This is a genomic window from Nostoc sp. ATCC 53789 (genome assembly GCF_009873495.1).
Lineage (GTDB): Bacteria > Cyanobacteriota > Cyanobacteriia > Cyanobacteriales > Nostocaceae > Nostoc > Nostoc muscorum_A.
This window is the reverse complement of sequence record NZ_CP046703.1, coordinates 6008538-6021950: the sequence shown is the minus strand read 5'-3', so window position 1 is coordinate 6021950 and position 13413 is coordinate 6008538. Positions and strand designations below refer to the sequence as shown.

Sequence of the window (13413 nt, the reverse complement as noted above, 5' to 3'; positions counted from 1 at the left end):
TGCATAAGTAATGATTTTTGTCAACGGAAGAGTTACCATCTATGCCAGCTTAATAACTTGATTCATAATAAATCACTGCAAAGGAGACGATGTGGAGGGTCGAAAAAGAAATCTCACCATCTTAATGGCTGATGACGATGAAGACGATGGCATCTTGGTTCGTGAGGCATTGGCAGAGAGTCAATTGCCAATTGAACTATACATCGTGAGTAATGGTGAAGAGTTGATGGATTATTTGTACCATCGTGGTCAATATGTAAACAGGAGCAATTTACCGCATCCTGGTTTGATTTTATTAGATTTGAATATACCGAGAATTAACGGTCTTGAGGCACTCAAACAGATAAAATCTGACCCCCAACTGCGGCAAATTCCAGTTGTAATACTGACAACATCACGAAGAGAAGAAGATATATATAATACTTACCATTTAGGTGCGAACTCCTTCATCATTAAGCCAGCGCCTTTTGCCTCATTAGTCGAGGTCATGGACACTCTAGTCAAATACTGGTTTGAAATCGTGAAACTACCACTAGAAGCAGTGGGAGAAAAACATGGACAACAGCCCTATCAAAGTTTTGTTCATTGATGATGACGAAGATGACTATATTTTGACTCGTTACTGGTTCAGTGAATTTCAGGTAGCAGACTGCGAGTTGGAGTGGGTAAATAATTATGAAGCAGCAAGAAATGCGATCGCTCGCCACCAACATGACGTTTATCTTGTAGACTACCGTTTGGGGCCACACAATGGACTGGAACTTTTGCGCGAAGCAATTGCCAACGGCTGTTCTTCTCCCATAATTTTACTAACTGGTCAGGGCGACTGGGAAATAGATATCGAAGCGATGAAAGCCGGAGCCGCAGATTATCTTGAAAAAAGCCAGTTGACTGCACCTTTGTTAGAGCGTTCTATCCGCTACGCCATCGAGCGCAAACAGACAGAACAGAAAATCCGCGAACAAGCCGCTTTACTAAATGTTGCCACCGATGCAATTTTTGTGCGTGATTTAGACGATAAAATTTTATTTTGGAACAAAGCTGCTGAGAGTTTGTACGGTTGGAAAAAAGAAGAAGTAATTAATAAGAAGACACGATCTCTCTGGCATGAAAAATATCCGTCTAAAGTTCAAGAAGCACTCAGTGTTTTGATGAAAAATGGCTCTTGGGAGGGCGAATTACAGCAAAAAACAAAATCAGGTAAAGAAATTATTGTCGAAAGCCGTTGGACACTAGTGCATGAATTCGGCAATAAAGCACAATCTTTTCTCGTTGTTAACACTGATATCACACAAAAAAAACAACTTGAAGCGCAATTTCTCCGCGCCCAGCGATTGGAAAGCATTGGTACTTTAGCCAGTGGTATCGCCCACGACTTAAATAATATTCTTGCGCCCATTTTGATGACAGCCCAACTGTTAGAGGCACAAGTCCATGATGAGCGTTCTCGGCGACTGTTGCCAATATTGATTACAAACACTAAACGCGGGGCAAATTTAGTCAAGCAAGTATTATCTTTTACTCGCGGGCTTGAAGGCGAGCGCACAATATTGCAATTAAAGCATTTAATAATAGAAATTCAGCAAATTATTAGAGAAACATTTCCCAAATCCATTGAAGTTTCCACTCAAATTTCGCAACATCTTTGGACTGTATCTGGTGATGCCACCCAACTGCATCAGGTACTGATGAATTTATGTGTTAATGCTCGTGACGCTATGCCAAATGGTGGAACTTTGAAAATTTCGGCGGAAAATCTCTTAATTGATGAAAATTACGCCAAGATGCATATCGAAGCTCAAGTTGGTCATCATGTCGTTATTACTGTTACTGATACAGGAATTGGCATTAAATCAGAAATATTAGATCGGATATTTGATCCATTTTTTACTACCAAAAGACTCAATAAAGGTACTGGTCTTGGTCTTTCTACAGTCCTTGGCATTATTAAAAGCCACGGCGGTTTTATCAACGTATGTAGCGAACAGAGAAAAGGTAGCCAATTTAAGGTATATTTGCCAGCACAAGAAGCGGCGGAAACTATAGAAGAAGAAGACCAAAGACTACCTTCAGGACAAGGAGAATTAATTTTAGTTGTAGATGATGAGGCTGCCATTCGAGACGTGACAAAAACATCCTTAGAAAGCCATAATTATAAAGCAATGACAGCTAGTGATGGCATTGAAGCAATAGCCTTATATGCAGAACATCGAGATAAAATATCTCTTGTCTTGACTGATATGGTAATGCCGTCTATGGATGGGATAACTACTATCCGCACCCTGCGAAAAATTAACCCAGATGTCAAAATTATTGCCGTCAGCGGACTAACTTCGACTGATAAAGTTAATACAGCCTATGATATGGGTATTAAAGCCTTTTTATCTAAGCCTTATACAGCTAGTCAATTACTGCAAATTATTAGCACAGTTCAAAAGATTTAGGAATTGGAAATTGGGCATGGAGCATTGGGCATTACTAATTTATTTGTCAAACTTGAGAGTTATAATTTAGTGAATCCTAACTCCTAACTCCTAACTATTAAATTCCCCATGACAAAGGATGAAGTCTTAGCGGCTAATGCAGCTTTTTATCGAGCTTTTGAAAGAAAAGATATTGAGATAATGAGTGCCGTATGGTCACAAGGAACTGGTAGTTTTTGTATTCATCCTGGAAGTAATATACTACGAGGTTGGAAGGAGATTCGCATCTCTTGGGAGCAGATATTTAAAAACACCGCTTATATCGAAATAAACACAGATATAATTGCTACAGAAATAGTTGACAATATTGCTTATGTTGTGCTGAGAGAAAATGTATTCCAAGTAGTAGCTGGCAGAAGACTTGAAGCACAATCAACAGCTACAAATATATTTCACTTTCTTAGTGGAAAGTGGTATTTAGTTCATCATCATGGCAGTCCAGTTTTGCGTTAAGGAATGGGGAATGGGGAAGAGTTTTGCAATGACTCAATGACAAATGACAAATGACAAATGACTAATGACTAATCAACTCTACTGCATCTCGTCCATCGTAATTTTGTAAGTAAACTTTAACAACTTCCTCTTTAGCAGTAGGTAACTTCTTTCCAATAAAATCTGGGTGGATTGGTAATTCTCGATGGCCCCTGTCTACTAACACGGCTAAACGAATCACCTCTGGTCTACCATAATCGTTGACTGCATTCAAAGCAGCGCGAATTGTCCGTCCTTTAAAAATCACATCATCCACGAGTACAACCGTTTTCCCCGTAAGGTCAAAAGGAATTTCACTTTTCGTTGGAGTTCGCAATCCAATTTTGTCGAGGTCATCTCGATAAAATGTAATATCCAAAGCGCCAACTGACACAGCTACACCTTCCAGGGTCTCAATCTGACGCGCCAACAATTCGGCTAATAACGCACCCCTGGTATAAATACCAAGAAGCACCAGTTGAGACAAATCACGTGTCCTTTCCACAATTTGAGAGGCGAGGCGAGTTAAGGTACGACGGATTTCTTCGGATGAGAGAATTTCAACGACTTTGGCAGACATAGGGAATAATAAGTTAGGAATGATGAGTTAAAAGTTAGAAGTTTTTATTCTTAACTCCTAAATTTACTTGTTTGGGAGTATTAAGAATATTGCGATCGCTATGCCTAACCATAGCAAAAAACAATATCGAGTTAACTGCAAAGCATTTTGAATAGACGTTGCAGTAATGGGATAAATAGCATCTCCTAGCAGTGGTTTGTACTTAGCTACCCCACGATACCAATTTGTACCTCCCATCTGCACACCCAAAAAAGCAGCATAGACACACTCACTCCAGCCAGAATTGGGACTAGGATCGTTAATTGCATCCCGACGACAAATTCGCCAAACCTGCATTGGTTTACCCGATAACAGCGCCAGAGTCACGACTGTTAACCGACAAGGTAGCCAAGTTAAATAATCTTCTAACCGCGCACAAAACCATCCCAAATAAGTATAGGGTGCTTCTCGGTAGCCCACCATTGAATCAAGGGTACTGCTGGCTTTGTATGCTAAAGCTAAGGGAGTTGGCCCCACAATTGGCACAAAGACACCAACAATTGCATAAAAAAGCGGAGCCATGACTCCATCTGTAGCATTTTCTGCAACCGTTTCTAAAACGGCTCGCAAAATTTCTGCTTGTGAGAGGTTTTGGGTATCTCGACCAACGTAATTACTTAAAATCTTTCGAGCTTTCTCCAAATCTCCTGCTGTTAAAGGTTGTAAAACAGCCACTGCTGCGGTTCGCAAACTTCTACCAGCAAAACAACTAGCTAAAAGAATGGAATCAATTGCAATTCCCAACCACGGATGAACCCATCTGGCACTTTGAATAATCAAAAAACCAACAAGACCGCTACCAATTATTAAAATAATCCCTAGTACAATTCCAGCTAGGCGTTGTGTAAGAGGATTTTTACACAATTGGAGAAAAAATTTGCTTAGGCGAGAAATTACCCACCCCATAATTTGTACTGGATGAGGCCAATCCCAAGGATCGCCAATTAAGTAATCTAAAAATGCAGCAATTATTAAGATATAGATGCTATCAGTCATAAGTCATGAGTCAAGGGTCAATCAATTTTGGATTTTGGATTTTGGGTCGCACCTTTGGTGCGCTTCCAGAGCAACTTGTATTTTAGATTGACCCTGACCACGTTAACGTAGCCGTACAAAATCCAAGTACTTGGCTCTGATGGTGCAGCGTTAGCGGTAGCGTATTCCTGCGGGGAAGGAAGCTACGCGCAGCATCTTGTAGAGAGGAATGAGCATCGATAGAAGCGTCGGATTTGAAATTGAGGATTTTCGATTTGTTCCCCTCACGAAAGCGTTGTGGCAAGAATTACCGGGTGGGGTATCAACCAAAAAATCTAAAATTCCTATTCAATATTTAAACTATTGACCGGAGGCGGAGCGTCTCTGGCTCCGCTCTTGACTAAACCACAAAACTAGCTTCTTCCCCAAGTGAAGCTTGCCAGCTACGAGCATCGTAATAAAGGTCTGCCAGAGTAATACTGTACAAAGCTTCTTTGAGCTTTTGGTTGAGTCTTTGCCAAAGGCTAAATGTTACCCAATCTTCAGCTTGTGTAGGTGCTGGGGTGTGATGAGGTAAATGGCTAGTCTCGCCAACTGCTTCTAAAATTTGTCCTATAGATATTTGTGCAGGCTCTCTTGCCAATTGGTATCCGCCGATGCTGCCACGAATTGATTTAACTATTGATGCACGACGCATTTCTATTAGTAGTTTTTCGAGATAAGGAGCAGGGATATCTTGACGTTTAGCGATCGCTCTTACAGATACAGGCCCATATTTTGGCTGTAAACTCAAATCTAGCAACGCCTTTACACTATAGTGTCCTCTGGTAGTTAATTTCATTTTGGCAAGCTTTGTTATTTATCCTTTGTCATTTGTCCTTTGTAAATAACCAATAACCAACGACCAATAACTAAGGATCAGTTTTACTTATCATTCTGTAACTCAATTATCATCCTCAGCAAATAAACAACCTTTTGAGCGTTAGTTTAGAAAACTTAAACAAGTATAGTTTAGCAGTGATTTACAAACTATATATATAGCGATCAGCATTGCCAGCATTCTCTAAAATAGATTGTCTTGACAATATTGTTAATGGCATAACAATTGTGCATCTGAGTGTAATATACTTGGCTAGGTTGAGATAAAAACTAAAGGATTATGTTCCTATTAGCTCAACCTCAGCTAAAATAAAATCGATTCCAACACTTCAAACATCCATTTTTGATCTAAGTTGATGCCTAAACAGAAAAAAATTGAACCCTTACTCGGTGAAGAACTGCTCAAAAAAGTCAAAGAGCTAGAGAGCGAGAGCAAAGAAGACAAAGCCAAGAAGTGCGGCTACTATACCGTTACTAAAAATGGTATAGAGCGCGTCAATATGATGAAGTTCTTAAATGCCCTAATTGATGCTGAAGGAATTCAGTTGGACAGTACACCAAGTGCTAATGGGCGTGGTGGACGTAGTGCTAGCTATAGAATTAGTGTGCAATCGAATGGTAACTTACTTATAGGTTCAGCTTATACAAAACAGATGAATCTGAAACCAGGAGATGAATTTATCATCACTTTAGGCAAAAAACACATTCGTCTGAGACAGGTAGATCCAGAAGATCGGGAAGGTGATGAAGCCATAGAAGCCACAGCTTAATAAATGGTCATTAGTCAATTGTCATTTGTCCTTTGTGAAAACCAATGACTAATGACCAATGACCAATCACTAATGACTAATAACTATATCTGTAGTGGGTAAGACTGGTAAATAGTGGCGAAGTGCCTTGCGCGTAACTGCTAAATTGCAGGTTAAGGCAATTTGCTCTTTTTCTAGTAAACCCAAAATGCGATCGGGTTTGTCTCGTGCTACCACTGGTAATTGATGTAAACCTCGAAGACTCATACGATCTAAAGCTTCAGATAATAGTTCATCTTGCCATGCATAGAGAATTTCAGTAGTACAAATATCTATGAGAGTTTGACTGGATAAATTATCTGGAATTTCAGTTAGTGAATTCGGGTAACTTTGCCAAAGAGCAAGGGCACGGTTAATATCTTCTAGAGAGAGTATACCAACTAATTGCTCGGCTGCATCAATTACTAAAGCACTCCGGGTGCGATCGCGAATCATTTCTACAGCTGCATCTAAAACTCCAAGGGTTGCAGGTAATTTTTTTGGATAAGGGTGCATAGCATCTTCTACCAAAATTTGCTGCACAATTTCCGCTTGTTCATCTTTCAATTCCGAAAGACCAATTTGTTGTAGATTAGAGTTAGAGTTAAAAGTTGGTTTAATCCTTTCTACTAGCCAAACACTCAAACCCACAGCTGCCATCAACGGTAAAACAATGCGATAGTCACGGGTTAATTCAAACAGCATTAAAATAGCCGTTAACGGCGCTCTGACACTAGCAGCTAGTACTGCTGCCATTCCTACCATTGCGTAAGCAGGGGGAGCCGCCATTTGATCGCAAATAGTCGGGAATGCCACGGCTAAAAGTTTGGCATACGCTGAACCAAAAGAAGCACCTAAAAACATGGCTGGTGCAAACAAACCGCCAATGAAACCACTACCCGCACTAATTGCAGTCATCAGTAGCTTTACCACCAACAGCACCACCAACAAGGAGAGTGGAAACTCCACATCCTGAAGCATTGCTTCTACAGTTTCATAACCCACACCCAAAATTTGTGGAAAATGCAAAGCAACTGCACCAATTATCACACCGCCAATAATTGGATGAATTGGCTCAGGAATTCGTCCCAAAAAGGCAAAACCTCGAACCTTTCCAGCAAAGCAGGCTTTTGCTAAACGAATTAATTGAGTATAAGCCAGAGAAACAAGGCTGGCCCCTAAACCCAAACCAAGATAAAGGGGTAATTCCAAAGGACTACGGACTTGGTAAGCAGGTAAATCAAAAGCAGGTTGTGCCCCCAAACCAATTTGGGCAATTAATGCTGCTACCACCGCCGCTAGCAGTACCACACTTACCGCAGAAGTAGCGAAAGATGTCGCTCCCATCACCACTTCTAAGGCAAAAAATACTCCAGCAATGGGAGCGTTAAATCCCGCCGCCAGTCCAGCCGCCGCGCCAGCACCCAACAGCAAACGTTGTCGCTCTTGAGATACATTGAGGATTACAGAGAACAACATCCCAAAATTTGCGCCAATTTCTACACTCGGCCCCTCTGGCCCCAAAGAAGCACCGCTCCCCAAAGAAACAGATGCGGCCAGCATTTTCGTAACTGGTCGTAGTGGTCGCTTAATATCTTTTCCCTGAGAAGCGGCGATGAGAGATGAAAGTCCAGGGCCAAAGTCTTGAGTGCGCCAGCGCATCAAGCCAACGATTAACCCGCCAAGGGTGGGAACGCAGGCTAAAGTCCAAGCACCCCAGACACCGATTTGACCCATTAAATTTTCCAGCATCAACTGGTGAATCAACTGGATTAAATAGTGAAAGGTGACTACACCCATACCCGTACCACCGCCAATGAGCATGGCTAAAAACAGGACAACTGTTTCTGGGGATGGTTGAAAACGATTAATTAGGTGAGCTAAATGAGCAGAAGGTGTAGGAAATGCAGGTTGTTCCGTTACCTTCCTCAGTTGAGTGGGAGGCAGGAGAGTCATTGAGAGGCGGGGTAAATGTAAGAAAAAATTTAAATTTTTATCTGTTACTTCTCATTGTGAGCCATTATTTAGCAACCAGACAAGTAGACTTTATTTGCTTAATTTACAAAGCTTTAGCAAAAAATGTCATTGTGCAAAATTTTTGTGGGGAGAATGGTTAAATGGGAGACAATTATTATTTGAGGGGCAAAGATCCCTGGTGGGGTGCGAGTGAGCGCCAACACTATTTTTTCTAGAGACAACAAAGTTTTTGTGGTCTGGGTGGGTACACCTGCAAACATTAACTAGGAGTCATCCTTGCCTAAATCTAGCTATACTCGTGTTGCGACCATTGAGCCATCCTTGGTAGTAATACAATGTATGTATGATTTATGGCTGTTGTCAGACCATACTTGGAAGTCTGCTAAGTATTGATCGATTCAATATAGCTATTCTTATAGAGCGAGTAAATGGACTAGGCGGACGAGGTAAATGAATATACACACCTTTGATAATCATTATGTTACTTGCCCAATTTGCCAAAGAAATGCCACTCCCAAACCAGTTAAAACGCGCATGGGCTTGTTTTGCTGTCCCTATTGCCAGGAAAGGCTAGTAGTTTGCCAAAGCGGTCATTATGTACGCGATCCATTTACTTGGAGACAACTGATGATTGCTTCGTCGCTACGTCGTCAAAGCCGACCTTTAGCTAGGATTATCAGAGATTTTGTCTTGCTCAAGCGTCCGATGGTAGCCTTGGCTGTAGGAAGTGCCATTTTCTTTAGTGCGATCGCCCTAACTCAAGAAAAGACAAGTTACGAGCGTCAAATCTCTCCTACAACAGAGAAAGTTAATCAACCAGGAAATAAATCTCAGTAAATGGATTACTTTGGTATAAATCAAATCTTACTTTGATTTTTGTAATATTATAACTAAATACTTTTATGAAACCGTGTCTTATTGCCCCAAATAGGACGCGGTTTTACATCATGTCCGCTTCAAGATCCACCCTGGTGAAACAATGAGATCGGATTCCTTAATTTTTTGCGAGGTACAGCAGATGATCTGGATCTAACCAAACAATGTAGAAAATCTCGTCAATAAAAAATCCATGAACCCTACCATGTTCATTTGAGGTGATGGAAAACTGATAGGGTATGTCAACTAATTGTTCTTCATTTGGCAAACCAAATGCTTTCTCGCTGGTATCTTCCCATTTGATGGGATGACATCTGAGTGTACTGCTACGATTCACTAATAACTCTTGAGCCGTTAGGCTAGATAGAGCTTTTAATCGATCAAGCAATGTCAGCCAGTAAATTACTTCTTTTTCGCTACAAGAAAACTTGCTGTTACTGTCCTGATAATATTTAAACGAAAAGCTGATGCCTTGAGGTGGCTTCAGCTTTGTTAGTTTAATACCTGATGTGCCGTCTTTGGCAACCTCAGTCTTCTTAATCCTTTTCTTCGGCACGAGATCCGTAATACTCCTTCATCCACTGTTTCTGAATAACTTCGTTGGAAGGTTCGTCAGGTGGTAAATTTACTCTAGCCAAATTCCAGGGTGTCTCGGCATGAGTCATCTGCTCTAGTTCATAAGCATCGCAGGCAAAGTACTCTTGTGCAACCTCATCTAGAAACTCTTGAATTTCTTGGGGTAATTCCGGGTTAGCATCCTCTAAAATTGGTTGCCATCCAAAAAGCTTATACTTCTGGTACAACACAGGTATTACAGGCCCATGTATCCAGGCTTGAAAATCCTCTGGGAAAAGAGGAGTGTCATTGAGTGCAAGATGCCAAGCCTGAGCATAGTACACAAGCTTTTGCAGTTTTAAATTACTGATAAAAGAGCCTGTTTCATTTGCCAACCAGATAAAGTAATCTGCTACGTTAAAACATGACAACACTACAACCACCCCCTTCAATCTGCTAGATAATTAGCTAGCCTTTGTTCGCTTTCATACATCAGTTTACAGAGTTATCACAGCAAGAGCTATGAATAATTTCACTCCTTCTTATAGTTTAATTGTACTACTTTAGGGTTCTACCTAGCTGCTAAACGGGCATAATTCCCCAGCCATTGAGACTTTTGAGCCTCAGATTTTAAGCTAAAAAGCCCCATTTCTACCATTCCAATGATGACACTTTTGCGCGATAGTGATTTTCTAACACGTGTCCTCGATCTTTGCGCTTGATTAAAATAAGCTTCTATAGAAATATCCGACAATAACTGTAAATTCAAGTCACTAATCATTTTCTGCCGGAATTTTAGATGCGATCGCAATAGTTCTTCAAGGGTTACTCCTGGTTGAACAACAATTATCCCCTTTTGGTTGCGTAAAAAGGCATAGACAATAGCTAGATTAGGACAATTATCCCTAAAACTAACTGACCATTCTTGCTCTAAACCACTGCTAATATCACAAAATACTGATGAACGCCCAGGTGTTTGCACAACTTCTGCAAAACAAAGATGTTTTGGATGGCAAAAAACTCTAGCGACAGTAAGGGTAGATTCTGAGAGTTCTAAATCGCTAATTCTAGTAAAACCGAGGGACTCTAAAGCATTTGTGTAGTAGTTGAAAGTCTTAGTATCTATTTGAGATAGAGCTTCTAACTGTGTGTTTGCAAAGTTTAATTTACTAGTAATAGTTGAAAGAAATGCTATTTTAGCAACCACCTCAAATAAGATAATAAAGGGAATTGTGTTAATAAACATATAAGAGATGTCTGCCGGAATAAATTTTATACTCAGCAAGAAATGGAGTATTATCTTAGCGGCAAAAGCATTCCAAATAAACAAGAAGCTAAAAGCATAGATATATGTAATTATTTTTGTTTTCATGTCTGGATATATTTGGGTATTTAAATGCCGCTTGCTGGTAGATAATCCGATAAATTTACTATCACCAACATCCTAAATTGCTTTATATATGGTTCCCAAAAGATCAATACATCAAACATTAAAATGCAAAATTTTCTACATATCCTTCGAGGTTTTATCTTTTTTGTGGATAGAACACTTTCTTTAGTAAGCGGTGTTCCTCACACCACCTTCATAACACGATGATGATAGTGATTCCGACGCTCAATGCTCATGATGCTCTATGACTTGCTAACGCCAAGGGAGAAGATTCGGCTTTGCTGGGCGATCGCTGCGACCCATTGAAATAATCTTGCTGAAAAACGGGAAGACTATGGTTACTCCCTAATAGAGAAATTTCCATGAAAGTCGTGAATAGAAAAATGCTCAAAAAATCCCTGCTTAAATGTTTGATTTTGCCTTTTTCTCTAGTACCTTGGCTGTGCGTGGGAACGCTTTTTGATTCCCAAGTCAATGCTTTACCAGGGCAAAGTACAGAGGAAGTAGGCACTTGGATTAAAGCACATCCTACACTCCGCCCCAGGAGTGGGGAGTTATTGTTTGTGCAAAAGACTGATACTGCTGCTCAACGATTCACTTTTCAAGCGTCTGTATTGCCCCCTGGTAGGGTGCAATTTTCTAAAGACCGTGGCACAATCCGTAGTGAGCGCATTTCCATGTATGATGCCATTAACGGCATGACATTTGCGCGTCTCCAGGAATCCTTGCGGGTGATTTATGGCTTGGAGATTTATCAAGACTATGATCGCGCCCAGGTAGTTTACCAGTATCCCAACCAGAAGGTAGTTAACTCGGCGCGTCTGGCTAAAACTCCCATTCGGGAAGCTTTAAAAGGAGAATTACGAGTAGGCGATCGCTATGTATATTGGGTGGAAATTGCTCAACCCAAGAGTGGCAAAGCTTTTACCGGGCAAATGACGGTTTTGCTCAAAACTGACTTAGACAAGTTAGAAGGTGAACTGCAAATTCGGTAATGGGCATTGGGCATTGGGTATGGGGCATTAATTATTCTTCCTCACTCCCTCATCTTCCTCTGCCCCTGATTTTCCACATACAAGTTACTGAAATGGTGTTCTATAGTTTCCCTAGGCTGATGGGAGCTAGGGTTTGCCATATACCTGAAAAGATACTTTCAGATGCTAAGGAAATTCGTAGTAAATCTTCCTTTAGTAGTGGTGGCCAATCTATACCAGCTTTACGCCCTGCGGCAAATAGCTGTTGTGCCTTAATGCTTAACTGATAAAGGGCTAAAGCCAGTTCTCGGTCTAGGGTCTTTGCATCTTTAAGGGCTTCAAACACCACTTTCAATGCCAACAAAATTGAAGTGATCTGACCGGGTACCGGCGGTTTCCCCTGTTTCATACGCATTAACAGCGCATCTGGGTTTTCCTCGGTTGTGATTGTCTGATCTATGAGGAGTTTCCGAGCTGTTTCGTAATTCATGTAGTAAGTTTAGCGTACATTTTGCTTCAGCAGTAATACCTAATTAAAAAGTCATAAAATTGGCTTCTAGTTATTTATAGCAATCTCATTTGATTTATGAAAAGATAAGCTTGGGAAAAATGATGGAGAATTTGCGATGCTATAGGTTAACCAGATAGACTGACATATAAGAATATCTTTGAAAAATACGCCCCGCTTGGAATCAGAAGCAAAATGATCTCACTGAATTTACTAGAAATAGAGCGCTCAATCCGTGCCTTGTCTGTAGAAGAACAACTTTGGCTACTAGAAAGCATTGCTAGACAAATCAGAGAAAGTGAATATACAAAAGATAAATTTGCTGATGTCACAAATCAGGAAGAAAAACAGGAATTAATGGTTGATGAGCCAAAGATTTCAACAGAAATTGCTGCAATCAATGATGAATTTGCAATTTCTGAAATCCTCTGATATATAAAAGTAAAAATTATGAGTTTGCCAGATTTAAAAAGTCAAATATACAAGTTATAGGTGAGCGATCGCTTAGAGGATGTTTGAGAAGTTACTAGTTAAGATAACCCCTGCTCTTGAGAGCGGGGTTTTGTACTTGATGCGTAATCCTAATGACGTAAATTATCCGTCTTTCAAGTCACTGCCGACTAAAGTAAGCGTAGCTCAACCTGGGCTACGCTTATTTTTATCCTGCTTTCAGTAGTGCATTTATTGTGTAATTTGTCAATTAAAAAATTCTGAAATAGGACTTAGGAGCAAGCTCCACGGTGATAATTTGTTAACCTCTTAGGTTTTTCTAGCAGCTTCGAGCAACTGGTATTGTTCCAAGCCGAAGAAGTGTAGAGTGTTAAGTGTTAAGCGTTAAATAAAAAAAATTTGAATTTGAGCCTTGGAAGAACAAAAGATAGATAATCAACGACTATTGAGTAGTGATTGTTGACTATT

16 protein-coding genes are annotated in these 13413 nt (G+C 40.4%); 7 read left to right on the top strand and 9 right to left on the bottom strand.

The window, feature by feature from the left end; all coding sequences use genetic code 11:
* Positions 1-91 precede the first annotated feature (91 nt).
* From GJB62_RS24955 to GJB62_RS24945, 3 genes are all read left to right on the top strand, one after another.
* Complete coding sequence (locus GJB62_RS24955; RefSeq protein WP_114082466.1) at positions 92-589, top strand: response regulator; 498 nt, start codon at positions 92-94, stop codon at positions 587-589.
* A complete protein-coding gene (locus GJB62_RS24950) occupies positions 555-2444 on the top strand; it encodes a response regulator (RefSeq protein ID WP_114082467.1) in 1890 nt (629 codons plus the stop codon). The genes GJB62_RS24955 and GJB62_RS24950 overlap by 35 nt, the downstream gene beginning before the upstream one ends.
* Before the next feature lie 108 nt (positions 2445-2552).
* Positions 2553-2936, top strand: a complete 384-nt coding sequence (locus GJB62_RS24945; protein ID WP_114082468.1) for a nuclear transport factor 2 family protein — start codon at positions 2553-2555, stop codon at positions 2934-2936.
* Between the two features lie 61 nt (positions 2937-2997).
* Here GJB62_RS24945 and pyrR read toward each other — a convergent pair whose 3' ends face one another.
* From pyrR to GJB62_RS24930, 3 genes are all read right to left on the bottom strand, one after another.
* Positions 2998-3534 (bottom strand): bifunctional pyr operon transcriptional regulator/uracil phosphoribosyltransferase PyrR, encoded by a 537-nt coding sequence (gene pyrR, locus GJB62_RS24940; protein ID WP_114082469.1) that lies wholly within the window; start codon positions 3532-3534, stop codon positions 2998-3000.
* Between the two features lie 63 nt (positions 3535-3597).
* Entirely contained in the window at positions 3598-4569 is a 972-nt protein-coding gene (gene cbiB, locus GJB62_RS24935; protein ID WP_114082470.1) for an adenosylcobinamide-phosphate synthase CbiB, read from the bottom strand.
* Between the two features lie 379 nt (positions 4570-4948).
* Positions 4949-5389: an Rrf2 family transcriptional regulator gene (locus tag GJB62_RS24930; protein ID WP_012409421.1), complete on the bottom strand. Its 441-nt coding sequence runs from the start codon at positions 5387-5389 to the stop codon at positions 4949-4951.
* A gap of 394 nt (positions 5390-5783) precedes the next feature.
* On the opposite strand from GJB62_RS24930, the gene GJB62_RS24925 reads away from it, so the two are divergent.
* Positions 5784-6197 carry an AbrB family transcriptional regulator gene (locus GJB62_RS24925; protein WP_114082471.1) on the top strand — a complete coding sequence of 138 codons (414 nt, stop codon included), beginning with the start codon at positions 5784-5786 and terminating at the stop codon, positions 6195-6197.
* A 69-nt stretch (positions 6198-6266) separates the two neighbouring features.
* Here the strand turns inward: GJB62_RS24925 and GJB62_RS24920 are convergent, their stop codons facing one another.
* Positions 6267-8171, bottom strand: a complete 1905-nt coding sequence (locus GJB62_RS24920; RefSeq protein ID WP_114082472.1) for a chloride channel protein — start codon at positions 8169-8171, stop codon at positions 6267-6269.
* Positions 8172-8642: 471 nt separating this feature from the next.
* Between GJB62_RS24920 and GJB62_RS24915 the strand changes: the two genes are divergently transcribed.
* Positions 8643-9029: a hypothetical protein gene (locus GJB62_RS24915; RefSeq protein ID WP_114082473.1), complete on the top strand. Its 387-nt coding sequence runs from the start codon at positions 8643-8645 to the stop codon at positions 9027-9029.
* Between the two features lie 157 nt (positions 9030-9186).
* On the opposite strand, the gene GJB62_RS24910 is transcribed toward GJB62_RS24915, so the two are convergent.
* From GJB62_RS24910 to GJB62_RS38065, 4 genes are all read right to left on the bottom strand, one after another.
* On the bottom strand, positions 9187-9624 hold the full coding sequence (locus GJB62_RS24910; protein ID WP_209271455.1) for a hypothetical protein: 438 nt from the start codon (positions 9622-9624) through the stop codon (positions 9187-9189).
* On the bottom strand, positions 9605-10057 hold the full coding sequence (locus tag GJB62_RS24905) for a type II toxin-antitoxin system antitoxin SocA domain-containing protein (RefSeq protein WP_245245996.1): 453 nt from the start codon (positions 10055-10057) through the stop codon (positions 9605-9607). Before GJB62_RS24905 ends, GJB62_RS24910 begins: the two co-directional genes overlap by 20 nt.
* Positions 10058-10194: 137 nt before the next feature.
* Positions 10195-10869 carry a hypothetical protein gene (locus GJB62_RS24900; RefSeq protein WP_114082475.1) on the bottom strand — a complete coding sequence of 225 codons (675 nt, stop codon included), beginning with the start codon at positions 10867-10869 and terminating at the stop codon, positions 10195-10197.
* 376 nt (positions 10870-11245) lie between these two features.
* Positions 11246-11377, bottom strand: coding sequence for a hypothetical protein (locus GJB62_RS38065; RefSeq protein ID WP_280884909.1), 132 nt, complete (start codon positions 11375-11377; stop codon positions 11246-11248).
* A 19-nt stretch (positions 11378-11396) separates the two neighbouring features.
* Here GJB62_RS38065 and GJB62_RS24895 point away from each other — a divergent pair, with 19 nt between their 5' ends.
* A complete protein-coding gene (locus GJB62_RS24895) occupies positions 11397-12008 on the top strand; it encodes a hypothetical protein (protein WP_114082533.1) in 612 nt (203 codons plus the stop codon).
* A gap of 100 nt (positions 12009-12108) precedes the next feature.
* Here GJB62_RS24895 and GJB62_RS24890 read toward each other — a convergent pair whose 3' ends face one another.
* Complete coding sequence (locus GJB62_RS24890) at positions 12109-12477, bottom strand: Dethiobiotin synthetase (protein ID WP_114082476.1); 369 nt, start codon at positions 12475-12477, stop codon at positions 12109-12111.
* A gap of 213 nt (positions 12478-12690) precedes the next feature.
* On the opposite strand from GJB62_RS24890, the gene GJB62_RS24885 reads away from it, so the two are divergent.
* On the top strand, positions 12691-12927 hold the full coding sequence (locus GJB62_RS24885; protein ID WP_114082477.1) for a hypothetical protein: 237 nt from the start codon (positions 12691-12693) through the stop codon (positions 12925-12927).
* The last annotated feature ends 486 nt before the right edge of the window (positions 12928-13413 follow it).

Excerpts from the sequence above, each read along its gene's own strand:
- GJB62_RS24930 (WP_012409421.1), bottom strand. The coding sequence starts at position 5,389 with ATGAAATTAACTACCAGAGGACACTATAGTGTAAAGGCGTTGCTAGAT.
- GJB62_RS24920 (WP_114082472.1), bottom strand. The coding sequence starts at position 8,171 with ATGACTCTCCTGCCTCCCACTCAACTGAGGAAGGTAACGGAACAACCT.
- GJB62_RS24885 (WP_114082477.1), top strand. The coding sequence starts at position 12,691 with ATGATCTCACTGAATTTACTAGAAATAGAGCGCTCAATCCGTGCCTTG.
- GJB62_RS24925 (WP_114082471.1), top strand. The coding sequence starts at position 5,784 with ATGCCTAAACAGAAAAAAATTGAACCCTTACTCGGTGAAGAACTGCTC.
- GJB62_RS24890 (WP_114082476.1), bottom strand. The coding sequence starts at position 12,477 with ATGAATTACGAAACAGCTCGGAAACTCCTCATAGATCAGACAATCACA.
- GJB62_RS24945 (WP_114082468.1), top strand. The coding sequence starts at position 2,553 with ATGACAAAGGATGAAGTCTTAGCGGCTAATGCAGCTTTTTATCGAGCT.
- GJB62_RS24895 (WP_114082533.1), top strand. The coding sequence starts at position 11,397 with ATGCTCAAAAAATCCCTGCTTAAATGTTTGATTTTGCCTTTTTCTCTA.
- GJB62_RS24950 (WP_114082467.1), top strand. The coding sequence starts at position 555 with ATGGACAACAGCCCTATCAAAGTTTTGTTCATTGATGATGACGAAGAT.
- pyrR (WP_114082469.1), bottom strand. The coding sequence starts at position 3,534 with ATGTCTGCCAAAGTCGTTGAAATTCTCTCATCCGAAGAAATCCGTCGT.
- GJB62_RS38065 (WP_280884909.1), bottom strand. The coding sequence starts at position 11,377 with ATGGAAATTTCTCTATTAGGGAGTAACCATAGTCTTCCCGTTTTTCAG.
- GJB62_RS24915 (WP_114082473.1), top strand. The coding sequence starts at position 8,643 with ATGAATATACACACCTTTGATAATCATTATGTTACTTGCCCAATTTGC.
- cbiB (WP_114082470.1), bottom strand. The coding sequence starts at position 4,569 with ATGACTGATAGCATCTATATCTTAATAATTGCTGCATTTTTAGATTAC.
- GJB62_RS24900 (WP_114082475.1), bottom strand. The coding sequence starts at position 10,869 with ATGTTTATTAACACAATTCCCTTTATTATCTTATTTGAGGTGGTTGCT.